At 52.0% G+C, this 25,738-nt stretch carries 22 protein-coding genes; 10 read left to right on the plus strand and 12 right to left on the minus strand.

Annotation, left to right across the window (positions count from 1 at the left end; translation table 11 throughout):
• Nucleotides 1–9 precede the first annotated feature (9 nt).
• From ACXYMU_RS03345 to ACXYMU_RS03385, 9 genes are all read left to right on the plus strand, one after another.
• Nucleotides 10–2,886: a GH32 C-terminal domain-containing protein gene (locus tag ACXYMU_RS03345; RefSeq protein WP_458984934.1), complete on the plus strand. Its 2,877-nt coding sequence runs from the start codon at nt 10–12 to the stop codon at nt 2,884–2,886.
• Between the two features lie 64 nt (nt 2,887–2,950).
• Entirely contained in the window at nt 2,951–5,233 is a 2,283-nt protein-coding gene (locus ACXYMU_RS03350; RefSeq protein WP_458984935.1) for a GH32 C-terminal domain-containing protein, read from the plus strand.
• Nucleotides 5,234–5,273: 40 nt separating this feature from the next.
• Nucleotides 5,274–7,316 carry a glycoside hydrolase family 32 protein gene (locus tag ACXYMU_RS03355; RefSeq protein ID WP_458984936.1) on the plus strand — a complete coding sequence of 681 codons (2,043 nt, stop codon included), beginning with the start codon at nt 5,274–5,276 and terminating at the stop codon, nt 7,314–7,316.
• A 105-nt stretch (nt 7,317–7,421) separates the two neighbouring features.
• Entirely contained in the window at nt 7,422–8,996 is a 1,575-nt protein-coding gene (locus ACXYMU_RS03360; RefSeq protein ID WP_458984937.1) for a glycoside hydrolase domain-containing protein, read from the plus strand.
• A gap of 172 nt (nt 8,997–9,168) precedes the next feature.
• Nucleotides 9,169–10,827 carry a glycoside hydrolase family 32 protein gene (locus tag ACXYMU_RS03365; RefSeq protein WP_458984938.1) on the plus strand — a complete coding sequence of 553 codons (1,659 nt, stop codon included), beginning with the start codon at nt 9,169–9,171 and terminating at the stop codon, nt 10,825–10,827.
• 125 nt (nt 10,828–10,952) lie between these two features.
• The gene (locus ACXYMU_RS03370; protein ID WP_458984939.1) at nt 10,953–11,522 is read left to right on the plus strand and encodes a sugar O-acetyltransferase; all 570 of its coding nucleotides are present in this window, start codon (nt 10,953–10,955) and stop codon (nt 11,520–11,522) included.
• Nucleotides 11,523–11,780: 258 nt separating this feature from the next.
• A complete protein-coding gene (locus tag ACXYMU_RS03375) occupies nt 11,781–12,494 on the plus strand; it encodes a DUF4397 domain-containing protein (protein WP_458984940.1) in 714 nt (237 codons plus the stop codon).
• Between the two features lie 241 nt (nt 12,495–12,735).
• Complete coding sequence (locus tag ACXYMU_RS03380; protein WP_458984941.1) at nt 12,736–12,948, plus strand: hypothetical protein; 213 nt, start codon at nt 12,736–12,738, stop codon at nt 12,946–12,948.
• Nucleotides 12,949–13,008: 60 nt separating this feature from the next.
• The gene (locus ACXYMU_RS03385; protein WP_458984942.1) at nt 13,009–13,497 is read left to right on the plus strand and encodes a DUF4112 domain-containing protein; all 489 of its coding nucleotides are present in this window, start codon (nt 13,009–13,011) and stop codon (nt 13,495–13,497) included.
• Here the strand turns inward: ACXYMU_RS03385 and uvsE are convergent.
• The 5 genes from uvsE to ACXYMU_RS03410 form a co-directional block, all read right to left on the minus strand.
• Entirely contained in the window at nt 13,494–14,393 is a 900-nt protein-coding gene (uvsE, locus tag ACXYMU_RS03390) for a UV DNA damage repair endonuclease UvsE (protein ID WP_458984943.1), read from the minus strand. The genes ACXYMU_RS03385 and uvsE overlap by 4 nt on opposite strands.
• Nucleotides 14,394–14,494: 101 nt before the next feature.
• Nucleotides 14,495–15,130, minus strand: a complete 636-nt coding sequence (locus ACXYMU_RS03395; protein WP_458984944.1) for a carboxypeptidase-like regulatory domain-containing protein — start codon at nt 15,128–15,130, stop codon at nt 14,495–14,497.
• Between the two features lie 191 nt (nt 15,131–15,321).
• Nucleotides 15,322–15,810, minus strand: a complete 489-nt coding sequence (locus ACXYMU_RS03400) for a hypothetical protein (RefSeq protein WP_458984945.1) — start codon at nt 15,808–15,810, stop codon at nt 15,322–15,324.
• 131 nt (nt 15,811–15,941) lie between these two features.
• Nucleotides 15,942–17,429: a TolC family protein gene (locus ACXYMU_RS03405; RefSeq protein WP_458984946.1), complete on the minus strand. Its 1,488-nt coding sequence runs from the start codon at nt 17,427–17,429 to the stop codon at nt 15,942–15,944.
• Between the two features lie 391 nt (nt 17,430–17,820).
• Nucleotides 17,821–19,053: a metallophosphoesterase gene (locus tag ACXYMU_RS03410; protein ID WP_458984947.1), complete on the minus strand. Its 1,233-nt coding sequence runs from the start codon at nt 19,051–19,053 to the stop codon at nt 17,821–17,823.
• 192 nt (nt 19,054–19,245) lie between these two features.
• Here ACXYMU_RS03410 and radC point away from each other — a divergent pair, with 192 nt between their 5' ends.
• Complete coding sequence (gene radC, locus ACXYMU_RS03415) at nt 19,246–19,941, plus strand: RadC family protein (RefSeq protein WP_458985225.1); 696 nt, start codon at nt 19,246–19,248, stop codon at nt 19,939–19,941.
• A 235-nt stretch (nt 19,942–20,176) separates the two neighbouring features.
• Here radC and ACXYMU_RS03420 read toward each other — a convergent pair whose 3' ends face one another.
• The 7 genes from ACXYMU_RS03420 to ACXYMU_RS03450 all read right to left on the minus strand — a co-directional run bounded on the left by ACXYMU_RS03420 (nt 20,177) and on the right by ACXYMU_RS03450 (nt 25,680).
• A complete protein-coding gene (locus ACXYMU_RS03420; RefSeq protein WP_458984948.1) occupies nt 20,177–20,761 on the minus strand; it encodes a hypothetical protein in 585 nt (194 codons plus the stop codon).
• 75 nt (nt 20,762–20,836) lie between these two features.
• Nucleotides 20,837–21,037 carry a YwbE family protein gene (locus ACXYMU_RS03425; RefSeq protein ID WP_458984949.1) on the minus strand — a complete coding sequence of 67 codons (201 nt, stop codon included), beginning with the start codon at nt 21,035–21,037 and terminating at the stop codon, nt 20,837–20,839.
• A 37-nt stretch (nt 21,038–21,074) separates the two neighbouring features.
• Nucleotides 21,075–21,335, minus strand: a complete 261-nt coding sequence (locus ACXYMU_RS03430; protein WP_458984950.1) for a hypothetical protein — start codon at nt 21,333–21,335, stop codon at nt 21,075–21,077.
• A gap of 39 nt (nt 21,336–21,374) precedes the next feature.
• Complete coding sequence (locus ACXYMU_RS03435) at nt 21,375–21,602, minus strand: hypothetical protein (RefSeq protein ID WP_458984951.1); 228 nt, start codon at nt 21,600–21,602, stop codon at nt 21,375–21,377.
• Nucleotides 21,603–21,821: 219 nt separating this feature from the next.
• Nucleotides 21,822–23,663 (minus strand): pyruvate kinase, encoded by a 1,842-nt coding sequence (locus tag ACXYMU_RS03440; RefSeq protein ID WP_458984952.1) that lies wholly within the window; start codon nt 23,661–23,663, stop codon nt 21,822–21,824.
• Nucleotides 23,664–23,853: 190 nt separating this feature from the next.
• A complete protein-coding gene (locus ACXYMU_RS03445) occupies nt 23,854–25,200 on the minus strand; it encodes a glycoside hydrolase family 2 TIM barrel-domain containing protein (RefSeq protein ID WP_458984953.1) in 1,347 nt (448 codons plus the stop codon).
• Between the two features lie 99 nt (nt 25,201–25,299).
• On the minus strand, nt 25,300–25,680 hold the full coding sequence (locus ACXYMU_RS03450) for an SRPBCC domain-containing protein (RefSeq protein ID WP_458984954.1): 381 nt from the start codon (nt 25,678–25,680) through the stop codon (nt 25,300–25,302).
• Between the last annotated feature and the right edge of the window lie 58 nt (nt 25,681–25,738).

Raw genomic sequence — 25,738 nt, forward strand, 5'->3', positions numbered from 1 at the left:
AAGCATGTAGTGGAAGAAGTCAGTAACGTGCAGTTTCCGGTTGCGAATGAGCTAGGCGCCCCAGAGCGAATCCCGGCAGTGCAGGGTAGTGCGTTGCGCCTGGATGGCTACTCTACCTATGCTCAAAGTGCCTACTCTTTCCCCCTGGCATCGAAGCAAATGACTATCGAGGCCTGGTATGCTACCGAGGCGTTCCCGCCTTCTACTGATGCCGCCAGGAATCCCATCGAAGGTGGTGCCATTATAAGCCAGATACGAAATGGCGCTGGCTTTGCCCTGAAAATAGGACCGTATGGAAACGTCATCCTGGACTTTTATGCCGGCGGACAGCGCTATACCGTTACCACACCGAATACGCTGGAAAAGTACGCATGGAACCACATTGTGGCCACTATAGATTTAGAAGCAAAGCAGGCCAGGATTTTTGTGAATGGCAACCTATGGAAAACCGCCTCACTGGCAGCTCATAATGCCATTAACTTTGCCGATGTTCTCCTCTACATTGGCAGGCACAATACGCAGGCCCTCATCGAGGGCTTTAACCTGAACACACTCAATGGCGCTATTGATGATCTGAAGGTGTATAATGGCGCTTTAACGGTAGTAGACATCACTACTCTTTACAGAACATTTGCGCCCGCACCTGCTGCCAAAACAATATTCGAAGGTTTTGAGGGTACCAGCTACGGTGACTGGGCAGTGACAGGTACCGCCTTTGGCTCCCAGCCAGTAGCGGGCACTTTAGCAGGACAACACCCCGTGGAAGGGTACCAGGGAAGTAAACTGGTGAACTCTTTCCTGAACGGAGATGCTTCTCTGGGAAAGTTGGTCTCCCCCACCTTTACCATTAACAAGCCCCTGATTAAGTTTTTGGTGGGTGGCGGAAACCATCCCGGCAAGGCCGAAGTCCGGCTGCGCATCAACGGAGATGTTGTACGGTCTGCGACCGGAAGCAATTCAGAAGTACTGAGAGAAGAAAACTGGGATGTAAGCGAATTAATGAATGCAACAGCCCGGATAGAAATTGTTGACGAGGTAAGCGGGGGATGGGGCCATATTCTGGCTGATCACATCGTGTTTACAGAAAAACAGCAGCTTTTGCACGCCAACCTGACTATAGACCCTGCTGTTCGGCATGCGGGGGATTACCTGCGGCCCCAGTACCACCCCATGCCCAGCAGCAGCTGGGCAAACGAGCCTTACGGCTTGACCTATCATAACGGCAAATATCACCTGTTCTTCCAGAAGAACCCGAACGGCCTGTGGTTGCACTTTATGCACTGGGGGCATCTGAGCAGCCCGGACCTGGTGCACTGGCGGGAAGAGAAAGTGGCCCTGGCACCCTCTCCGGGCTTTGATGATTTTGGTGTCTGGTCTGGTACTACCATTAAAGACGATAATGGTAAACCCGTTATTTTTTATACCGGGGTAGATTTAGGAAAAGCAGGTATAGGTATTGCATTTCCTAAAGATGATGCACTGATAGAATGGGAGAAATCAAATAAGAATCCGGTGATACCGGCAGCGCCTGCCGGGCATCTCGATTTTAGGGATCCTTTTGTCTGGAAGGACGGGGGCACTTACTATATGATTGTAGGGTCAGGACTTGCAGGTGATGGTGGAGGCACTTTGCCTACTTATAAGAGCAAAGACCTGGTGAACTGGACGAGAACAAGCACGTTGTTTAGCTCTTCAAAACTGGAGGAGTCAGGCTTTTTTTGGGAGATGCCGCTATTCTATCCGCTGAACAACAAGGGCGATTACCTGTTGGCTGTCACCCCTTTGTTCAGGGGGGAACCTGCCAACGTTGTATACTGGATAGGGAAATTTGAAAATGAAAAATTCGAGCCTTATTTCCAGACACCAAAGTTATTTGAGCCTGTAAGGGATAACTTACTCGCACCTGCCATTGGCACTGATGAGGCAGGCAGAATCACGTATATCGGCATTGTGCCGGAGAGTAGGAACGTGCCCGATCAGCTTAAAGCAGGGTGGAGGCAGATGTTTTCTATTCCCCGCGTTCTCCGTTTGCTGAACGATTCCACCATTGGTCATTATCCGCATCCGAATCTATGCAGGTTAAGGCAAAACGAGAAAGCAGTTCTGAATCGCGCTATCACGAAGAACTCCAGTGCAAACCTTCCCGAGTTAGGAGGTAACCAGATAAACCTGGACTTTACGATAAAAGCAGATTCAGCCTCACAGTTTGCCTTACAGTTGCTGAAGAATGCAGCTGGGACGCAGTACACCTCCGTAACCTTCGACCTTGGAAACAACCTCGTGGGGTTAGATACCCGTGCAGCCCATGCGCGTGAGGCTCAGAAAGAGTACACTACCGCCAGCTATGCTTTCGATTTTAAGGAAGACATTCACGTGGAGGTATTTGTAGATCACTCTGTGGTAGAGGTCTTTATCGATAACCTACTGGTGCTATCTACCAGGAGTTACCCCGAGGAAAGCAGCCAGGCAGTGGATATAGTAGTGACTGACGGTGGCCTAGAACTGAAGGAAGCAAAGCAGTGGGAGATGCAGCGCATGGGCAGCAGTACAGGTGCAGCTGTATGCGAGCCTGCGTTTTTACCCGCTGGATTCCGGGATCTCCCCAAAGGAGGTGTATTGGGTCTGGAAATGAACGAAGAACTAAGAAGAACCATCAAGCTGTATCCGAACCCCTCCAGCGATGTTCTGAAGGTCGAGCTGCCGCAACATCTGGGAGCCTACCAATTGGCTTTATATTCTATAAATGGGGTACTGGTGAAAACGGGGAAAGGACATACGGTAAAGCAGGAAATTAGCACCAGCGGTATGGCAAAAGGAGTGTATATGCTCAGTGTAAAAGGAGAGAGGTTCTATGACTTTTTTAAAGTCGTCATCGTCGGGCAATAAGTGACAGGAGGAAACAGCACCGCTGATTAGCAGGAGTGTGTAGAATAAAACAAAGAACAATGAAATGAAAACGCCGGCTCTTATACTATTGCTTTGTATACTTGTAAGTTTCTGTATGGATGCTGCTGCGCAGGCCTATCAGGAACCTTACCGTTTGCAGTACCACTTTTCGCCTAAGGAAAACTGGATCAACGATCCCTGTGGCATGGTTTACCTGGATGGCGAATATCACCTGATGTACCAGTACAACCCTTTTGGCACGCAATGGGGCAGCATGTCCTGGGGGCATGCCGTCTCTAAAGATCTAGTGCATTGGGAGGAGTTGCCGGTGGCGCTGTTCCCTGATGCCCAAGGGCAGATTTTCTCTGGTGGTGCCGTTATAGACCATCAAAACACAGCTGGTTTTGGCGACTCAGCCATGGTGGCCATTTACACCAGTGCAGGTACTACGCAGAAACAGAATATTGGCTACAGCCTGAACAAGGGCAGAACTTGGAAAAAGTATGCAGGTAATCCGGTGTTGCAAAACCAAGGTGTTGCAGACTTCAGAGATCCCCAGGTTTTCTGGCATGAGGAAACGGACAGGTGGATCATGACGCTGGCCGTGATGGACAGAATTGAGATTTACTCTTCTCCAAATCTAAAGGACTGGACATATCAGAGCGACTTTGGCAGCACTGTAGGTGCTCATGGTGGGGTATGGGAATGTCCGGATCTCTTTCAGCTAAAAGTAGAAGGACAGTCTGAACCTTTATGGGTGATGATGGTCAGCATCAACCCGGGGGCACCTTCGGGAGGCTCGGGTACGCAATACTTTCTGGGCAACTTTAATGGCTCCACTTTCACCCTTACAGATGAATTCAGTGCATTGGTGAACGAGGAAAAGGTGTTGCCGCAGGGAGTGCTCTTTGAAGGTTTTGAAGGAAACACCTTTGCCGGATGGAGAATAGAAGGAACTGCTTTTGGAACAAAACCTGCCGCCGGCGCTTTGCCTGATCAGCAGCAGGTAGCAGGTTACCTAGGTAGTCAGTTGGCAAACTCTTACATGAACGGAGACGCCTCTCAAGGAAAGCTGAAGTCTTCGTCCTTCACGATTCAGCATGACTTCATTAACTTCTTGATAGGGGGTGGCAACCATCCGGGTAAAGCAGAAATCCGCCTTATCATCAACGGAGAGGTTGTAGCTGCTACTACCGGGCAAAATGAAGAAAAGCTTCGCTGGAAGTTTTGGGATGTAAAAGAATTTGAAGGGTTGCAGGCTTCTATTGAAGTTGTAGACGAAGTGACGGAAGGCTGGGGCCACATAAACATAGACCACATCTACTTTGCAGACGAGGCTATAATTGACAATACTGTCAGTGCCCTATGGACAGATTATGGGCCTGATTTTTATGCCGGCCGCTCTTGGGACAATCAACCCACCGATACTTATGAGCGCGTTTGGCTGGCATGGATGAACAACTGGGCCTATGCAGGTGCTCTTCCCACCTCTACCTGGTGCGGAAGCATGTCACTTCCCCGGTCACTGCAACTACGGCACAACCGGGAGGGTGAGGTCAGACTCTATCAGAACCCAGTAAATGAACTGAATGAGCTGCGTGCTGCAGAAACTCCAGTTTCTTTTACAAACCTGCGTGTTAAGGAACTGAATCAGCAAATAGCGGCCAATAAGGTTACTGGTACAAGCTACGAAGTTCAGTTTACACTGGTGCCGGGGACCACCAGCACAAAGACAGGATTGCTGGTACGGAAAGGAGAATCGGAACAGACAGAAATTGGCTATGATCCTTCCCTAAATGCAATTTACATAGACCGTAGCCAGTCGGGTGCGAGCTTTTCGGGTGATTTAACAAAGGTGTTTTACGCTCCTTTAGAGACGGAGCAACAGGAGTTGAAATTCAGAATCTATGTAGATGCCTCATCGGTGGAAGTGTTTGTGAATGATGGTGCTCTCGTACAAACTGCACACATATTTCCATCCTCACAGTCAGACAAACTCGCCTTTTTTGGTTCTGATGAAGTCCTAGTGAAAGCGATGGATTTCTGGAAAATGAAGTCCATTTGGCAGGCAGAACCAGTGCTCTCTTCAGGAGAGGAACTCCTGGCGCAATCGATTATGGTTTACCCTAATCCCTCTAAGGGGCAATTCAGAGTCAGAAGTAAACAGGCCATTGCGGCTATAGAACTGTTTGATGTAACAGGTAAACAAGTGGGAGTGAAAAGTTTTTATCAGGAGGCAGGGATCACCACAGTGGTGGCTTCGGAAAACCAGAGGCCAGGGCTAAAGTTCCTCAGAATTTATCTAAAAGGAGGGAAGACCTTAGTCAAAAAAGTAATCACAGAATAAAGCAGGCATTCAGCAAGAGATGAAAAAGCTACACATCATCATGTCATTAGGAGCAGTACTTAGTGGCTGTGGTACAAGCAAGCAAATAGTTGGAACCAAGGAACCAGAGCCAGTTGCTATAAGCAACAGTTTTGCTGAAGCGCACCGCCCGCAGTTTCACTTTACGCCTCCCTCTGGCTGGATGAATGATCCTAATGGCATGGTGTATCATGATGGAGAGTACCACCTGTTCTATCAGTACAATCCTGACAGTACCGTATGGGGGCCGATGCACTGGGGGCATGCCGTCAGCAAAGATATGGTACGCTGGGAACACCTGCCGATTGGGCTTTACCCGGATAGTCTGGGCACCATTTTCTCGGGAAGTGCTGTGGTTGATGTTAACAATACCTCCGGGTTGGGTACGAAAGAGAACCCTCCAATGGTAGCTATATATACTAGTGCAGGAAAAACCCAGCAACAGAGTATCGCCTTCAGCGTTGACAGAGGCCGTAGCTGGGCAAAGTATGCTGCTAATCCTGTGCTCTCTAACCCGGGTATCCCTGATTTTCGTGATCCGAAGGTAATGTGGCATGAGCAGGGCCAGAAGTGGGTTATGGCTTTGGCCGTTGCTGACCATATCAGTTTTTATTCCTCTAAAGATCTCAAAGAGTGGAAGCATGAAAGCAGCTTCGGATCTAACATCGGTGCGCATGGCGGTGTGTGGGAGTGCCCCGATTTGTTTAAGCTGCCAGTGGAGGGAACAAACCAGGAAAAATGGGTACTGCTGGTGAGTATTAATCCAGGCGGGCCAAATGGCGGTTCTGCCACACAGTATTTTGTAGGCGAGTTTGATGGAAATAAGTTTGTACTGGACGATCAGTTCCAACAAGCGCTTTCCAAAAAGGAACCGGTACCTACAGGGACAACCTTTGCTGATTTTGAAGGAAGCAACTACGACACCTGGAAAGTAGAAGGTGATGCTTTCGGCACAGGCCCTGTAACAGGAGCGATAGGCAATCAGCAGAAGGTGAGTGGCTTTGCTGGGAGGGGTGTGGTGAACAGCTTCAGAAATGGCGACGCCACCACCGGCAAACTAATTTCTCCTGAATTTACGGTTGATGCTGAATTTATCAACCTGTTGGTTGGGGGCGGAAAGCACCCGAAAGGCACTGCTGTGAACCTTATTGTAGAGAATGAGGTGGTAAGGACAGCTACAGGAAACAACAGCGAAGCCCTGAACTGGATTGCCTGGGACACAAAGGAGCTGAAAGGCAAAAAAGGCCGCATTGAAATTATTGACAATGAAAAAGGGGGATGGGGGCATATTCTGGTAGACCAGATTATGCTGGCCGCTAAACCAGCCAAGGAAATCAAAGAGGGAATCTGGCTCGACTACGGGCGTGACAATTATGCGGGTGTTTCCTGGTCTGGTGTTCCGGAGGAAGATGGCCGCCGCCTGTTTATGGGCTGGATGAGCAACTGGGAGTATGCCAACGTAGTGCCAACCGGAAACTGGCGCAGTGCCATGACTGTTGCGCGTACTTTAACACTGGCAAGCACACCGGAAGGAATTCGCCTAGTATCAAAGCCTGTAAAAGAACTGCAGAGAATTTACGGGGAAACATTCCCGCTACAGGAAAAGACAGTATCTGGTGCTTTAAACATCTCTGAGCAAGTCCCATTCAAGGCCACTACCTATGATCTGCATTTGGCACTGGAGCCTGTAGCTAAAAAAAGTGACTTTGCCATAGAACTTTCAAATGACCTGGACCAGAAGCTGGTGGAGGGATATGATGTTAGGAGGAATGAATATTATATCGATCGTACCAACGCTGGCCGCCATGATTTTTCAGATGGTTTTGCGGGAATCCACTGGGCGCCAAGGATGACAGATGAAGCTGATTATGACCTGCGGCTTTTAGTAGATGTGGCTTCAGTAGAACTGTTTGCGGATGATGGAAAGACGGTGATGACAGAGATATTCTTTCTTGATGAAAAGTTTTCAAAAATCAGGTTACTCACTCCAAACGGAACATACAAACTCAAGGCTGGTAAGGTGATTAACGTGAAGTCCATCTTTGAGCAAGGTAAAATTAATTAGCATAAGTGCAGAAAATGCGCCAAAAACATGATTTTGATGCAAGTGTGTCTGCGCTTATCGCCTGGCAGATGCAATTTTCTGTTATAAGAACTTAAACAAAATAAAATGATAGAGCTGAACAGGTATTGGACAATAGCAGCAGTGGCATTAGGGTTATTTTCATATAGTTGCAGTCAAAAAGTTCCGGAGCCTGATAATACAAGTATACCTGGTAGCAATAAGAATGAAGTAACTGGTCTTTATCCGAAGCCTTCTTCAGGCTGGATGGGTACAACAAAGCCGTACAATACCACCGGTTGGGCAGGTGACATGATGCCCTATTTTGATAACGGGAAGTTCCACATCTTTTTCCTGCACGATGCCCAAAGCAAACCCGCTGGTCAGGGTTTTCATGCCATACATCAGTTTGAGAGTGCAGACTTGACAAGCTTTTCCTACGGTGGTGAAATGATTCCTTATGGTTCGGCTAGTCAGCCTGATTTTGCCATCGGCACAGGTTCTGTGATAAAAGTGGGAGATACCTATTATATGTACTATACCGGTCATAATGGGATAGCTGATTTTTTACAGCATAACCCACGCGAGAGCGTGCTTTACGCTACTAGCAATGACCTAAAGAACTGGACGAAGAACAGTTCTTTCAAACTAACAGCACCTCCAGGATATTATAATTTTGATTTCCGAGATCCGCATGTCTTTTTCAACAGCGAAAAAAAGGAATACTGGATGCTGCTCAGTACTCAAACTGATAGCAGAAAAGCAGTTATTCTGCTTTTTACGTCCAACAACCCTGCCTCGGATAATTGGACTCTTAGGGGGCCTCTTTATACCACAACGGAGGAAGAGCGTTACCTGATGATGGAATGTGCTGATGTTTTTAAAATGGGTGATTTTTGGTACATGTTCTTTTCAGAAAACTGGGGTGCAAAGGGAACACATTACCGTATCGCTGATTCATCAGAAGGTCCTTGGCGAACACCAGCAAACGACATGCTAGATGGTGAGTTTTTCTATGCCGCGAAAACAGCTATGGATGGGAACAAACGCTATGCTTTTGGCTGGACTGCCAGGAGGTTACCTGAAAATGATAGTGGCAACAAGGAGTGGGCTGGCAACATGGTGGTGCACGAATTGACACAAGCCGCAGACGGAACACTTGGCGTAAAAGCTCCTGAAACTCTAGCAAAAATTTTTAAGAAGAATGTTGCCCTGGAAATAAAAGGATCTGCCGGCTCTGTAGCAGCAAACGGGAATGCTTATCAGCTAAACGGCAGTGCCACAGAATCCTCTTATACTTTTAACCCGGTTAGCGGCACCAGAAAGATAACAGCTACGATAAGGGCCGACAATGATAGAGGTACCACTGGGTTTATCTTTAATGCAAACAATCCAGCTGAGCAATCCTATAGGATCATGTTTGAACCTCAACGCTCAATCGTTGTAGCCTATAATATAGTAGGAGGAAACGCCATTGAGGTGACGCGAGTGCCTTTTGAGTTCAAAGGTGATACCGATTACAATGTTGAAGTAGTAATAGACGGAAGTATCTGTGTGTTTTATATAGACGGCAAAGCAGCATTGAGTAACCGCATATATGGGATGCCCGGAAAGAAATGGGGCATCTTTGCCTCCGAAACACAAGCTGTATTCAGTAATGTCACAATGCTTGGTGCGGAATAAAATCAAAAGGCCGTCTAATCAGCACAGCAGGCCAAAGGACTTCAGATGAGTGAATGTCTGTAAAATACATTCAGGCTCAGGCTGGTCAAGTAGTTTTGTGAAATCAGTTCAAGGCAATGCAGAAGCCTGCACAGCTTATGTTTAGTGGTATCCGGAAAAATGAAAAATTAAAATGATGAAAAAAAGAATTCACCTCTTAAGCGCACTGCTGCTAGCAGGCAGCTGGGCTTGTAGCACAAACCAAATGTCAGCGGAGAGTAACGATGCAGCAACCACTACGGCTGCATCCGAAAATATTAACGAACTGCACCGCCCGCAGTTCCACTTCACGCCGCCGGCCAAGTGGATGAACGACCCCAACGGCATGGTGTACCACAACGGCGAGTACCACCTGTTTTACCAGCACAACCCCGACACCACGGTATGGGCGCCGATGCACTGGGGCCACGCCGTGAGCAAGGACATGGTGACCTGGGAGCACCTGCCCATCGCCCTCTACCCGGATAGCCTGGGGATGATCTTCTCGGGCAGCGCCGTGGTGGACAAGAACAACACCACCGGCTTCGGCACAGCGGCGAACCCCGCTATGGTGGCCATTTATACCTACCACGACATGCCGGGCGAGAAGGCGGGCAAGAACGACTACCAGAGCCAGGGCATCGCCTACAGCCTCGACAATGGCCGCACCTGGACCACGTACGACAAGAACCCGGTGCTAAAGAGCCCGGGCATCCGCGACTTCCGCGACCCAAAGGTGAACTGGTATGCGCCGGAGCAAAAGTGGGTGATGACGCTGGCCGTTGCCGACCACATCCGGTTTTATACCTCCAAAAATCTGAAGGACTGGAAGCTGGAAGGGCAGTTTGGCCAAAACATCGGTGGCCACGGCGGGGTATGGGAGTGCCCGGACCTGTTTAAGATGAAAGTGGCCGGCACAAGCGAGGAGAAGTGGGTGCTGCTGGTGAGCATCAACCCGGGCGGACCGAACGGTGGCTCGGCAACACAGTATTTTGTAGGTGATTTTGACGGCAAGACCTTTAAGCTCGATTCGCAATTTGAGGCCAACCTGAAAAGCGACCAGGCTGTGGCGGGCACGCCCGTGAACAAAGGCAAGGGCATCTGGCTGGACTACGGCCGCGACAATTATGCAGGCGTGACCTGGGCCAACGTGCCCGAGAGCGACGGGCGCCGCCTGTTTATGGGCTGGATGAGCAACTGGGACTATGCCAACGTGGTACCGACCGAAACCTGGCGCAGCGCTATGACAGTGGCCCGCACCCTGGAGCTGGAGAAAACAGCGGCAGGCCTGCGTGTGGTGTCCAAGCCGGTGAAAGAACTACAATCCATTTTTGGCACGAGTTATACCCTGGAGGCGCAAACCGTGAGCGGTGCACTGGATCTGTCAGAAAAGGCCCCTTTCAAAACCGCGACCTACGACCTGCAACTGGAGTTGGAGCGCATGGGCGACGCCGGACAGTTTGCCATCGAGCTCTCCAACAGCCTGAACCAGAAGGTGCTGATCGGGTATGACGCGGCCCGCAAGCAGTATTACATCGACCGCCGCGAGGCCGGCAAGCACGATTTCTCGGACAAGTTTGGCGGCATCAGCTATGCCCCCCGAATTGCCTCGGATGCGACTTTCCCGCTGCGTTTGGTGGTAGATGTGGCCTCGGTGGAGTTCTTTGCCGACAACGGTAAGACCGTGATGACAAACATCTTCTTCCCGGATGAGAAATTCACGAAGCTGCGCATTATTGCGGATAAAGGCGATTTGAAAGTGAACAGCGGCAAGCTGACAGAAGTAAAGTCCATCCACGGATCGAACATGTAGCCGAGGAGCGAGGGGTATGGCATAACCGCTTAGCTCCGTTTTCAACAAGAAAAACCTGCAGTACATACCTGCAGGTTTTTTTATACCCTTTCAGGTCGTACCTTATCGTGTAAACATCCAACGCTATGAAAACAGAGAAAGAGAAAATGCTTGCAGGCGAGCTGTATGACCCCCTCGACAAGCAACTGGCAGAAGAACGCCGGCAGGCAAGGCTGCTGGTCCAGGCCCTGAACCGCTGCCCCGAAGACCAGCCCGAGGAGATGGGCCGCGTCCTGCGCGAGCTCATACCCAATGCGGGTGCCGGCCTGTGGCTGCAACCGCCCTTTTACTGCGACTACGGCACTAACATGGTGCTGGGCGAGAAAGTGTTCTTCAACTTCAACTGCGTGGTGCTGGATGTGATGCGGGTAACCATCGGCAGCCGTACCTTGTTTGGCCCCAACGTCCAGATCTATACCGCTACGCATCCGCTGAACCACATCGAGCGGGCTTCCGGACTGGAGTATGCCAAGCCCATTACCATTGGCGAGGATGTATGGGTAGGAGGCAGCGCGGTTATCTGCCCCGGCGTTACCATCGGCGACCGCGCCGTGATTGGGGCGGGCAGCGTGGTGACGAAAGACATTCCCGCAGGGGTATTTGCCGCCGGCAACCCGTGCCGCGTCATCCGAACGTTAGACGAAGCAGCGGTATAATTAAGCGTTGAACAGCCGTAAAATTGGGCAAAGCTGAATAGTTTTTGTAAGTGCAATAGTGGGGGCTAATAAACCGTTTACAAGGTGTTACCGAATGGCTGCTTGCATACGACCATTGGCTGCCAATGCTGAAAATATTCTAAAGCAGTTGCAACCAATCGGTTTGCTAGCGGGTCATGGTTTCGTAACTGTGTTACCTTTGCGGCAGGTGGCCCGAAGCGGTAACCGATTTAACCTATTTCTTATCTAATCCCTTTTATGAAAAAATTTCTCAGCTCAATCTCTTTTAACAAACTGACCTTACTTGTCTCCGGTATCATGGCTCTCTCCCTCTCTGGCTGTATTGATGAGAAAGAGGATGTGACCCCTGAGCCTGTTGCCTACGCTTCTTTCTACCACGGTTCGCCGAACGCCACGGACCTGAACATCAAGCTGGACGGCACCCAAATCAACAACCAGGGTTTTAAGTACGCCAACTTCTCGGGTTACCTGGCGCTTAAAGTGGGTGAGCGGAAAGTAGCCTTTACGCCGCTTACCTCCACTGATGCGCTGGCCGAAACCACTTACGATTTCAAGAAGGATAATATCTACTCGGTATATGCTGTAAACCGCACAGAGAATTTCGAAATTCTGGTGGTGAAAGATAGCCTGATCGCCCCAACCGCCGGAAACGCTGCTGTGCGCGTCGTGAACCTGTCGCCAGATGCCCCTGCCGTAGATGTTTCAGTAGCCGGTACAGCCGCTCCCGTATTCACGGACATAGCGTTCAAGGAAGCTTCCAGCTTTAAGCCGTTGCAGGCGGGTACGTTGTCGGTGCGCGTAAACGCAACAGGCACAACAGACAGCGTGATGCCTGTAACTAACCTGGTGCTGGATGCGGGCAGGAATTATACCCTGATAGTGCGCGGCTTTGAGACTCCTCCGGCTGAAAACTCCAACGTGCTGACCCTGCAGCTGATCAGGAACTACTAAGCCGGTTGGTAGCCCAATCGAAAACAAGTATTTACAGGGTTAACCTTTTTGCCTGCTTTCAGTATTGATAACAGACTTATAAAAGGTTGACCAGAAAGGCCCGTGGTGTAATTGCCGCGGGCTTTTTTTATAGCTATAAATAATGGAAAATCATAAATTTATTTTTTAATTATAATTATAAAATTTTGTATGTTTATTGATTGGGTGCAAAAAATGAACGTTTACCTTTAAATCAATAAACATGTATTTTCTCAAGCAACTCCTGGGCATTGTACTCGTGGCCGCTTTGGCTTTCGCCTGTTCTTCATCAAACAGCAACCGCGGCACGTACAGAAGCAGCCCTGGAAATGGCATGCAATTCATGAAAGGAAAACAGAGAGGGGGCACGAAGCGAATCATAGGCCACGCCCAAAAGAAAAAGCACCGGAAGATGAAACGGAGCAGACGCCGCTAAGCTGTACTAACACACCTGCACCCGCTGTACCTTTCGGCAGTTGCCTGCGTATAAGCGCGTATGTCTAAAGAAAACACACGTTATACCCGCACCCCGCAGTCTGAACGGCTAAAATGGGTCGATACCATGGCCCGCCTGATGGATAACCAGTTCGCGCTGCCGGGTACCAGTTTCCGGTTTGGATTAGACCCGCTGCTAGGGCTGCTGCCTGTAGCCGGCGACCTGGCTTCGTTTGCCATGTCTGCCGTGATTGTGCTGACTATTGCCAAGCATGGCGCGAGTGGCAAGCTGGTCGCACTCATGCTCGTGAACATTGCCCTCGATGCGATTATTGGAAGTATACCGGTGCTGGGCAGTATCTTTGATTTCGCCTATAAAGCCAATGAGCGCAACGTGCGCCTGTTGCGCAAGCATTACGACGAGGGCAAGTACCAGGGCAGCGGCAAAAACATTATCGTGGCCGCACTGGTGGGTGTAGTAGTGGTGTTTGTCCTGTTGCTTTGGGCAATGTGGGAACTTGGGGAGTGGCTATACCACCTGATGTTTTAAACAGCCACCCGGCCCATGGTTTTAGCCAGTTCCACTGCCTTTAGGGCGCTGGCCTCCTTGTCTTTAATCTCTAACATGATGTCCATGTCCATACCCTCGGTTTCAACCAGGAAATCGTGGAAGAGCTGCTCCTGTATGCTTTGGATGTGCTTGCCCCTGCGCTCGTCGGGCGCCTGCGAGGAGTAGTCCATCATCAGGATGCCGTCGCGCTCGGGTTGCCAGGTGCTGGCGGCCATTGCCACAGCCTCGCGCATAGGCTCCCCGTTGTTCACGCACTCGTGGTGCAGGTTGTCAAAAATGATCGGCATACCTGTGCTTTCGTGCAGCTGCAGACAATCCTGAAGGGTGTAGGTGCGGTCGTCGTTCTCTACGCAGAGGCGGGCTTTCACGGCATCCGGAAGTTGGGTATGGTATACCTCTGCAAACCGCTCAATGGCTGCTGGCTTGTCGCCATAGGCACCACCCCCGTGTATCTGTAGCTTCGCCGAGGTATCAAGCCCCATCAGGTCCAGCACGCTGCCCTGGTATACCAGCTCCGCTACGCTGTTACGCACCGTTTGGGCATTGGGTGAGTTGAGCACCACAAACTGGTCGGGGTGCATGGAGATGCGCATGTTGTTGGCCTTGATGTAGTTGCCCAGCCGGCGGAAAGTCATTTTAAAGTGCTCCTGCCAGTTGTATTGGTTGACCTCGTGTGAGGCGAAGGGCACCAGGTCAGAGGTAAGCCTGAAAAATAAAAGGCCGTGCTGCACATTATACTCCAGAATGCGGCGTAGGCAGGCCAGGTTCATCTCCACGGTTTCGATCAGGCGCTCCTCAGAGTAAGAGGCCAGCCGAAAGGTGCGGGAAGAACTGCAGTCGAGTGTTTGATTGATACAGGGATATCCGATCTTCATGCGGTAAAGTTGTTGGTAACAGACTTACCCTTACGAAGTATCAGGCGCTTTAGCTGCCCGAATGGTACGGCCTGCAGTTGCTGCCACCGTATGGCCCTTACTTATTCGTAGCCCCGGTTATCCTTAAAGAAGCGGTTGTAATCGTCCTCCTCCTTTAGCTTTTCCTTCAACTCCTCCTGCCGTTTCAGCTCCTCTACCTTGCGGCGTTCCTTGCCCTCCTTCGAGAACATGTCATACATCAGGCCAATCGGGTTCGCGACGGTGGGGCCAGCGGCGGGCGGGGGCGGCGGGGGCTCGAGGCCGGGAATATAGCCCGGACGCTTTACCTGGCTTGCCTGCTCGCGCTTCATGTTTCGCAGGGCCCTGTCGATCATCTCCTGCGAAGGGCGGCTGGTTACCTCCACTTCGCCCAGCATAATGCTGTCTTCCTGCAGCACAATGTTCACGCGCAACTCCGACACCGGCAGCTTGCTGGGCAGGTACATGAGCGGCTTAAAGCCAACGGCGCGCACCAGCAGCGTGTCCTGGGGCTCCAGATCAATCCGGAACTTGCCCTGGGCATCAGATAATACGCCAGCCTTGGTGCTGATCTTGACGATGGTAGCACCGGGGATGGGGGTTTGCTTGTCGGGTTGCAACACGGTGCCGCTCAGCCGCAATGTCCGCTGGGCATGGGCAGGAAGCCCTATACACAGCAGGGAAATGGCGAAAAGACCAAGCAGTAGGTGTCGGTGCATGTAAAGAAAACTGCCGCAGCAGCAGTGGAATATAGGTTTGGTGTAATACGCCCAAAGCGGCCAAATAGTATGCCAGCCTACGGATAAATAACAAAGCGCTGTAAAAGTAATGATAATCGGGCTAAAAAGCATGAAGGCCTGTAGCAAGTTCGTATGGCTACAGGCCTTCATAAATACCTTAGACGTATGGGTTAGTTCTCCGTACCCACGGCGGTGCGGTTTCGCGTCATCTCATGGTACTTGGAGCGGTTTTGCTCATAGGATTTATACTGCTCCGGCGTTAACATGCCTTTTATCCTGCTGTCCGCGTCAGTGTCAATGCGCTTGCGATCCGGGTTGTCTGCCTGCTCCCGCACAGCGGCTTCCATCTCACTGAGCTGCCTGTCGCGGTCATAGTATACCTGCACCATCTTGGTGGCCACGTCTGCATCTACGCCAAGGTCGGTGGTGATGGCAGTGGAGAGCTCCTCCGTGCTGAAGCCATACATCTGGCCAGCCTCAGGGTCGGCGGGAGCCACGCCCCCCGGCTCCGCATCGCCATACCCCCGGATATGGTTCGGGTTCACGTTTTCATCTTCGTTAGAATCCACCACTTCGGTAGTGGTCCCCCTGTCTTCGGAGCAGGAAGCTGTAAAGAGCAGCGCGCTCACGGCAAACAGGGAACAGAATATCTTTTTCATAGCTCGGTTTTTCTGATAACACATTGGTTTCATCGCCAGCACGCTGGCGGCTCTCTGTGTTTACGAACCGAACTGTTTCGGGTTTGACGGCCCCTGCCTAAGCCATGCTGCCGGGCTTTTGCTACGGTTTCTTACAGGTCATCTACGAGCGAGAGGTTCTGCTCAAAATCGTAGAGCGTGAGGCGGCGCAGTTGGTAATAGGCAAGCCAGAAGCTGCGCAGCGAGCTGATGAAGCTTCGGGTGGCCTTGTCGCGCTCCTCGGTGGCCACGTTCAGGTCCAGGATGCCCAGTTTGCCGCTCAGGTAACGGTCTTTGGTAAGGTTAAAGCGCTTCTCCGCGATCTCGTCGGCCCGGCGAGCACTGATTACCTGCTGCCGCAGTACCCGGAAGCGCTTCACGTTGAGGTAGATCTCCTGGTCAAAGTTTATTTTCTGCTGCTCGATGTTCTGCTGCACCAGCGTCCGGTTGGCCGTGGCGGTACCTATCTTGGAAGCCGTGCGGCCCCAATCCATCAGCGGGATGTTGAAGCCGATGCGCGCGCGTTGCTGTGGGGAAGGGTCGGTGTATACCTCCTCAAACTCAATGGCTTGCTGCGTCAGGCCAAAAGAGGCATAAAGGTCGGCGGTGAAGCCGGTCTCCCCCTTGGCCTTCGCAACGCCCCTTTCTGCCTCCAGCAACTCCCGCTGAAAACTGATGACCCTCTGGCGGTTGTTGTGTGCCTGGTGCAGCGCCACGTTTTCATCCACCTCAAATATCGGAATCTCATAGGGAGCGATCAATTCAATGGGAGCCTCATCCGTTATGCCCAGGTATACCTTCAGGTTTAGGGTATTAGACTCCACGTCGAGGCGCGCTTGCTCTAGGTTGGTTTTTGAGTTGAGCAGGGTCAGCTCCATCTGCAGGAGTTCGTTCTGGGGGATGATGTTTTCCTCGTAACGGCTTTGGGCCAGTTTGTAAAGCGTGTCGTTGTTGGCCACGTTCTTCTCGGCTATCTGTAGGCTGATCTGGCTCAATAGCAAGTTAAAGAAGTGCTTGGTGGCCTCACTCGAGATTTCCTCCATTTCCTCCCGGTAGTCGCGTTTGGCCTCCTCGTAGCGCAGCGGCGATATCTTGCGGTCCCAAGAGCGCCAGTTAAACCCGAAAATAGGCTGGTTCAGCGTGATGGTGGCCGGTATGGAAGAGTAGCGCGTTTGGTTTTCAGTTGCCTGAAAATCATCCAGGCGCTTGAGTTGGGAGTTGATGGAAATATAGCCACCCGTCAGGCCGATCTCCTGGCCCAGCGAGAGCTGCAGGTATGAACTGGAGTTGTGGGTGTTGATGAAGACCAGGCTTCCTTTGTCGGTGATGCGGGGATCAATGGTACGGTTATACTCCGGCAGCACGCCGCTCAGGCTAAGTTGCGGGTAAAAGTTAGAACGGAACGTCTTGTACTGCCACTGCCTGTTCTCGAGCAGCACCGAGGCGCTGCGGTAACTTGGCGATTGCAGCTTCGCCAAATCTACGGCACCGTAAAGGGTGAGCTGTTGGGTATAGGTTGCCTTTTCCTTCGGTTGGGAAAGGGCAGTAACAGATGCAAGTACTACTAACTGCAGGAAGGCAAGAACAAACTTAATCATCATCAGGAAACTGTAAAAATCTCCGGCGCAGGCAAAATCCTTTAAAGTACCCTGCCTGTGTGCGGCGTACCTGGCGTATCTGGAAAGCGACGGAGGTGAAAGGTTGGCGGAGAGTATGCTTTCCCCTGCACAACGTTGCCTACTAAATTAGCGCATCAAACCGTCCGAAGCAAATAAAAGGTGTTGCCACGGTGAATTTAGCCGCCGCCTTTTTCGAAAGGAATGCAATTTATAGCTAAAACGTTTAAGCCCTAAGCCTTTTTAAGTCGCCTTCAGCCAAAAGCCAGTCCTGTTTTTTTCTTGAACTTCGGGGGATAAAGCAATAAAAGCTCACTACTGCTTCTAAAAAAAACATCGCCAGCTGTTATGGCTGGCGATGCAAGAGGGAGGTTGCCTAGGCTCTTTTCAACTCAAACACAGTAATTTCCGGCAAGAAACCCACCCTACCCGGATACCCTAAAAAGCCAAGGCCGGTGTTCACGTAGAGGTGTTGGCGGCCTTTTTTATAAAGCCCGGCCCACTGTTCGTACACGTACTGCACCGGGCTCCATTTCCAGCCCGGTATGTTCACGCCGAACTGCATGCCGTGCGTATGCCCCGAAAGCGTCAGGTCGATGTCGTCATACTTGGGGTTCACTTCTCCATCCCAGTGCGAAGGGTCGTGGGAGAGCAGCACCTTAAACGGTGAATCCTCGGTGCCGGCATAGGCTTCCTCCAGGCGGCCGTACTTCGGGAAACCCACCCGGTTGCCCCAGTTCTCTACGCCTAGCACTGCTATCTTCTCGCCGTCTTTCTCAATGATGCGGTGCTCGTTCATCAGGATCTGCCAGCCCATTTTGCCGTGGCTATCGATGAGGCTGCGCAGGTTCTCCTGCTTTGCCGCCGGGCTCGGCCAACTGACATAGTCGCCATAATCATGGTTGCCCAGCACGGAGTATACCGCTGTTTTAGCTTTGATCTCTTTCAGGGTATCGATATGCTCCTGCACCTCTATGGCCATGTTGTTCACCAGGTCGCCAGTGAATAGTACCAAGTCAGCCTCTTGCTTGTTAATGAGTTTCACAGCTTCGCGCAATGGCTCAGTAGAGTTGAAGCTTCCGGTATGGAGGTCGGATATCTGAAGCAATTTATACCCATCAAAGGCAGGGGGCAGGTTCGGGAACCGCAGCGTCACGCGCTTTACCTGGTAATCGTAGGCGCCCTTCACCATACCATAGATAAAGGCCGAAAAAGGCACCGCGGCGGCAATCAGCCCCAACTGGCTCAGGAACTTGCTGCGCGAGGCGTCAAAAGGCGTATCGTTGGTGGCATGGTGGTACACAATTTTGCCCACCCGAACAGTATCGTCCATCAGCAGAAACAGCACCACCACCAGCTTAGAGGCGAAAATGATGAACAGGGTACTCGCCAGGTAGGTTTTGAAGGCGCTTGGCGGGGTGCCACGCGTAGCAGCCGCCATCAAAAAGGTGCCTGCCGTGATGGCAAATACCAGCCAATGCAGAAAGTAGATGATTCGCTGGGCCATAGGGTCCAGGTTTTGGGAGACGGTTTTGATGGCCTGGTATACATACAGGTCTATCAGGAAAAGGAACAAAACGATTGTTCCGGAGGATATCAGGTTTCGCATATAAGAGTCGGAACTGCCAACTGCCTTGTTTGTTGCGGTTGCAGTTTCATAAATTGCTGTAGTAGGATTAAAATAACACTTGTCTGGACTGAACTTATTTCACCTGAAATAAATTGCTCAATCATCATTTACCCTTCAAAATCTATACCGCAAGTGGAAGAGAACCTGACTGCCCCTGCTACTCCTGTGGGAGTGACGTACCAGCCTGCCCTAAACATCAAGACCTGGGCCGAAGAGGACAGGCCGCGCGAGAAGCTTTTGCTCAAAGGCAGAGCCGCCCTGAGCGATGCAGAGCTCATTGCCATCCTCATCGGCTCCGGCACAACCAAACTGACGGCCGTGGACGTGGGCAAGATTATTCTGGCGGCGGTAGGCAACGACCTGAACGAGCTGGCCAGGCTGTCAGTAAAAGACCTGACAAAGCATCAGGGGATAGGCGAGGCAAAGGCTATCTCGATTGTGAGTGCCCTGGAACTGGGTCGCCGCCGGAAAGAGACTGCCGCTACGGCAAAAACGCGCATCACCTGCTCTACCGATATCTACAATTACATCAAACCGCAGCTGCTGGACCTGCCGCACGAGGAGTTCTGGATCATTTTGCTGAACCGGGCCAATGTTGTGATGAAGAAGGAGAGCATCAGCGCTGGGGGCGTGGCGGGCACTGTGGCCGACCCGAAACTGATCTTTAAGAAGGCGCTGGAGCATCTGGCCAGCTCGGTCATACTGGTGCACAACCACCCCAGCGGCAACACCAAGCCCAGCGCCGCCGATATCGCCCTAACCAAGAAAATGAAAGAGGCAGGCCAGTTCCTAGACCTGCCTGTGCTCGACCACATCATCTTCACCGACAGCGACTACTACAGCTTTGCCGATGAAGGAATCTTATAAGGTATAGCGTTAATGAGTGCCATGAATTGGGATTAGCGCGGCTTAAGACAGTGCTAGCCTCCTGCGAGTGTGCAGTATAGTGCGGCCTCTGGCCGCTTTGTTAAGCTGTATAATTTACAAACGGCGGGACGCCACCAAATAGCTCACACTCGCCGGAGGCGAGCGAGGGCATTAAAAAATTAATGAAATCAAAGCAGATTAGCGCTTCAGAGCAAGGGTAGGCAAAACCGCGATTCTAGTTGGTAGAGGGTGCAGATGCCTTTTGAACTTCTAAAATGCCTCGAAAAATACCTGAGTGGGGCTGTAACTGCTGTTTCGTCACAATGTTAAGGAAGGCGGGGGCAAGGCTCCAGCGTGTGGGGGAGAGCGGGTCGAAAGCGGTTACCTCTACTTTTTCAATCTGGCGGAGATCAGCCAACAGCTGCTCCGGGTTGCGCACATGCTGCCCGTTGATGGCCAGGCTCAGTTGCTGCTGCTGTGCGGTCACCTGAAAAGCCTCGAACAGTTCCGGCAGCCTTGCCAAGGGTGTGGCTGGCTTCAGCGTCACGGCTATCGCACCCGCCTTGCCCTTTAGCCCGAACTTCCGGCGGGCTTTTTTCCCTTTGTACATATCAAAGCTTATAACATCCTCTGGGTCCGAAATGAATGCGTGAACCCTCGTTTCGTGGTCACCGACCATGAGTATCGGTTCAGGGTATCTGGCCAGGGAAACAGACGCACGAGCTGGATCTGAAGAAGAGAAAAGCGGCACCGCTTGCTGTGCCTGGGCAGCGATGCAGTAGAAAATCCCGAAGCAAAGGAGGGAAGGCATTTTGCTCATAGCGGTAGCGTTTTGTACTCTGATAACTGTGCTCGGGACATATTTCTTCTCAAGGAAAGGGCAGCCAACTTCCGCTTAATCCTCTGGCAGTATTTCTTTCACCCGGCCTACCTCGCCGGTTTCCAGCCTTACCTTGATGCCGTGGGGGTGGGTGGGGGAGTTGGTCAGTATTTTGTCTACATATCCCTCCGTGAGGTCGCCGGTGCGCTGGTCTTCCTTCAGCACGATGTTCACGTGCAAGCCCGGTTTGATGTTAGCGCGTTTTCTGCCGTCCATAAGAATTTGAAATATGTTTGGCTGCAAGTTAAGCAAATTATAAAGCCTGTATCGCTGGTAGTCGCACTTGGGGTATGGCTTCTTTCAGCATTACCACCATCACTTCATGTGCACCTTTATTACCCTTGTACAGGTCAAACCAGAAGCCTTTGCGGTCTGAGGAGTAGGTAAGCCGTGCGTATTCCCATTGGCCTCTATGGAGCAGCGATTTCGGTACATGGGTAATGGGAATAGTTGCAGGCTGCGCTCTAAGGTCGAAAAGGACAAACTCCATCCACAGTACCCGCACGGTGCCCATAGACAGGAATTATCGGTTCAACGCTAGAATCGTGGGGCACTAGGGCTTGTGCAGGTGTTTCGATTCAAGGTCTGCGTGCTGCTGTTCAGACTCATTCACCCGTTTCATGTGCATCAGAATAGCCACCACCCCGGCTAACAGCCCGGAAAGGATGAGGTGAAGGCCTAGTTGGTTTTCTGAAAGGGCAAGGATACGTATAACCACTCCACTTACCACCAGCAGTGCCGCTATGGCGTAAAATAGTTTTTCCAGGTTTTCGTCTTTCATCACACAAGCAATTTAGTTTCAGATGAGTGCTGCTTCCCACAGCGCAGTGCGGCAACAACACCAACTTTAAGCTGTTGTTAACTAGCGAATTATACTTACAACGCTGGTTGAAGATCGAAAGGTATAAAACTTTAGTGAAAATGTACAGTAACTGTGTGGCAAACCCCGAATTGTCCGGCAAAAGCACATGCTATGCGACTTGTGGCGGGCAAGCGTGACCTATTGCAAGGCCTCCAAATCCGAGACGTGCAGGCTGCGCAGCATAGAGGTTTTTTTATGCTGATGCTCCTGCATGCGCACCAGTATATCGTGCAGCAGTTCGATGGCCTGCACCACATGGGGGCCTTTGTTCAGCATCACGCAGTCGGCACGCTGGGCCATGGCCGCATCAGTTATCTCGGCCCTGGACGGACGGCCTTTTTTTGCCAGCGTTTCCAGCACCTGGGTTGCCCATACCACCGGCATGTGCGCCGCTTCGCAAAGCCACAGAATCTCTTCCTGCACCTCGGCCAGCCGTAGCCAGCCGCACTCCACGGCCAGGTCGCCGCGGGCAATCATAATGCCTGCCGGGTGGCTTCGCATGGTGGCCAGCAAAAGCCGGGGCAGGTTCCGGAAGCCCTCTTTTGTTTCAATCTTCAGCATGATGCTGAGGCGCCTGGCCTTGAGCTTTTTCAGTTCTGCCTGCAGCGCCTCCACATCCTCCACGTTGTTCACGAACGAGAGGTTTACGATGTCAGCGTGTTTGGCAACGAACTTCAGGTCCTGCTTGTCTTTCTGTGTCAGGCCGTTCAAACCCAGTTTGCTTTCAGGCAGGTTAATGCCGTTGTCGGCCCGCAGCTTACTGCCGGTGGGGCTGGCATAGGTTATCTTCACCAGCAGCGTGTCTGCGGTCACGTTCATGATCACCCCTTCTATCTTGCCGTCATCAAACAAAATAGGCTGGCCCTCTTTTACCTGGGCAAACACCTCGGGCAGGGTGCAGGAGATATGCGCAGGTTGCACCACATGCCCGTGCGCATCGTAAAGGGCCGGCTCTCCTGGTGTCAGTTCCTTTGTCAGGAGCAGCAGGTCGTCTTTGCGCAGGATGATAGGAGCGAATGTAGGGGGCAACTCTCCGACAGAGGTATGCTCAGTAGCCGTTTTGGTCTTGAGGCGAAGTTTAGTACCCGTGGTAATGTAAGACGACTTGAAAAGGTGTGCTAAAACGCCCCGGCCTTCCTTGCGCATTACCTGGAATGAACGCTTGCGGCCACGCGTGTCAGTGAACACGACTTTATCGTTTTCCTGCACGTGGGCCAGCCACTCAGGGGGCACCGGCAGCCAGGCATGCGTGTTTTTGGGTGGCGGTTCATCGGGAGGGGCCAGCCATACGCTGGCGGCCTCGGTTGTTTGGCCCAGGTTATTTTGGGTGGGGCGGATGGTGATGAGCTTAGGACCTTCCTTCAGGGGGCCGGTGCGGAGTTTGGGGCCCATCAGGTCCATGAGTATTTTGCAGGAGGTATGGGTTTCGCTTGTCGCCTGTTGCACCTGCTGTACCATCCGCAGCCATACCACTTCATCGTCGTGGGCACAGTTGATGCGGGCGCAATTCATCCCTGCCTTCAGCAGGCGCGGCAACAGTTCCTGGTTTTCGGCAGCCTCGCTGGGCAGCGTCACCATAATGCGGGTGCTGCGCTTTTGGGGTTGCGGGCCGAGCAGGGCTTTGGTGTTGGCCTCTAAAAGTTCGGTGTTCTCATGAAACGAGACAGCAAGCGGCCATACGGTGGGCTTGCAGTTCATCAGGTTGCAGAGTTGGGTGCGCACTGCCTGCAAACTGGCCTGCACATGGCCCTCGGCCCGCCCTAATGAAGAAAGCCCGAGTTGCGCAAGGCTCTCCTGCAGTTCGCGGATATCATGTTTCCGGAGCGAGAGGTAATGCAGCAGGTTACGGGCGCTTTTCCTGAAAGTGGGGTGCACCTTTTCGATGGCTGGCTCGAAGCGCTGCTCCAGGGCAGTCGCCTCCTGATGCAGGGTATCAAGCTGCTTGATTAGTTGCTTTAGTTTAGTCTTGGCTGGCTGCATACGTCTCTGGCGGAAGGATACTTCAGTAAACTAACGCTTTGCGCCAAAGGTTATACCTTGCCTTACAATAAGTTAACACAGCTCTTGTGTAGCATGGGCCATACCCAACAACAGGTAAAATACTGACTAGCCAAGCGTCGCACGAGGCGCAAGCATCCAAAGGCAGCTCAGGCAAACCCCAAAACCCCTCTCAGGGCTTTACATAGAATGGGATATTGGCTGTGGCAACGTTTTCGTGGCCATCGTAGGCGTATACAAACAGGCGGTAGGCGCCTTGCTGCGCAGGGGCTTTAAGGGTGGCAGTTCCTGGGCGCTGCGGCGTTACCAACTCCGTAATGGCAGCGGGCCTGTTCTCGCGGTCACCGCCCTCTTTCAGGTCGGTACTCTCGTGCAGCAGTTCATAGCGGTATGTCAGCGGGTCTTTGTCAGGGTCGCTGACATCAGCTGTAACCTGGAAGGATTTGTTTGGGGGAAGGTAAATGTTGTCGGTGGCACTCTTGCCATCGATGGTGAACTTGCGGAGGTGTGGTGCACGGTTCTCGGGCCAGTTGCCCGTCCAGAGGTATTGCATCACATCCACCACTTCCGACTCTTTGCCGTCTTCGGTAAAAAGGCCATACCAGGTAGGGGTGCGTTCCTGCTTCTGCCCCCACAGAAACACATAGGAACCGATGCACTGCGCTTTGTCCTGCCCCATCGAAGCCTGGTAGCGCTGCTGGTACACAGCAGCTTTCTGGGCACTCGTTTCCTCCACCGACGCGCCCCATGGCGTTTGTGGTCCTTCCCAATGTCCTGTCGGTCCCCACTCCGTGATCATGTAAGGGGCCGTCCAGCCGAATTCACGCACCCGGGCAGGCACTTTGGGCAGGTCGCCGTAAGCGTTCACGGCCAGTATATCCAGATCAGGCACTTTCTCCCGGATGTAGTCCATCTCCATTTTATTAATGCCGGCCAACATGGTGCTGGTCGGGTGGTTTGGGTCTACCTCATGGATCATTTTGACGATATCGTTCACCGCATCCCATACCAGGGGATTTGTGTAGCTCAGGTTCAGTTCGTTGCCGATGCCCCAGATGAGCAGGGCCGGGTGGTCTTTATACTTCAGCACCTCTTTGCGCAGTTCGCTTAGCTGCTGCTGCACAGCCTCCGGGTCGTCGTAGTCGAAGCCATGGCGCTCGCGGCCTACTTCCAGCCCCATCGTCACGGTTAAGCCGTTCCGGTAGGCTTCGTCCAGTATCTCCTGGGCATTATCGGTGCTCCAGGTGCGCACGGAGTTTCCGCCATACGCCGCCAGGCGGTCCAGGAAGTGGCTGCCTCCCGCCCCCTTGATGTAGTAGGGCGCTCCGCCCCGATACAGTTGGTATTGCCCGTTTTCCTGCCGTATTTCTACTGGCACTGGCTCCGCATCGATTGGCAAAAGCGCACCAGCGGTTTGGTTAGCTTCCGTGGAAGTTTCGTTCTGGCCTGCGCAGGCCTGTGCAAGTGCCGCAATGCAGCTCCATAGAAGTACTTTCGAGAAAACGTGTTTCAAGCGCATGTATACTCAGGGGTTAGAGGTTTCCGATGTTGTACTGACAGCCCGGCAGAAGGTTATGCCAGGTCCGATTGCTAGCCGGGGGGTATGGGAATAAGTGCTTCAGTCCTCGTAAAACTCAATCAGGGCACCAAAGTAACTTTCGTCCCAGCCTTCCACCATGTCCTCGTAGGCCTCATCCGGTATGTTGGTATGACGAAGCTCGGCGGAGGTGCCGTATTTGTGCGGGTGCAGCTTGATGGTAACAATAGATGCTTCTTCCTGCTCGCCGAAGTACCACTGCTGCACAATCATTTTCCCCTCTTCAAACTCCAGGTTCTTGCCGACAATGCTGCCATCCCAAAGCGAAAACTCAGTGCCCGGCTCAGCGGACATTTCAGCCTTTTCGCCCGTCCAGGCCTGTACGGTAAGCGGGTGTGTCAGGGCCAGGTATACTTCCTCAGGGGCAGCTGGTATGATGTAGTATTTTTTGTAGTCTTTCATTTTAGTGCTCTAAGCGTTCAGCGCAAAGGTAAGCCTTTGTAGAATTTGTATGCGCTCA

It is taken from the genome of Pontibacter sp. CAU 1760, assembly GCF_054482735.1.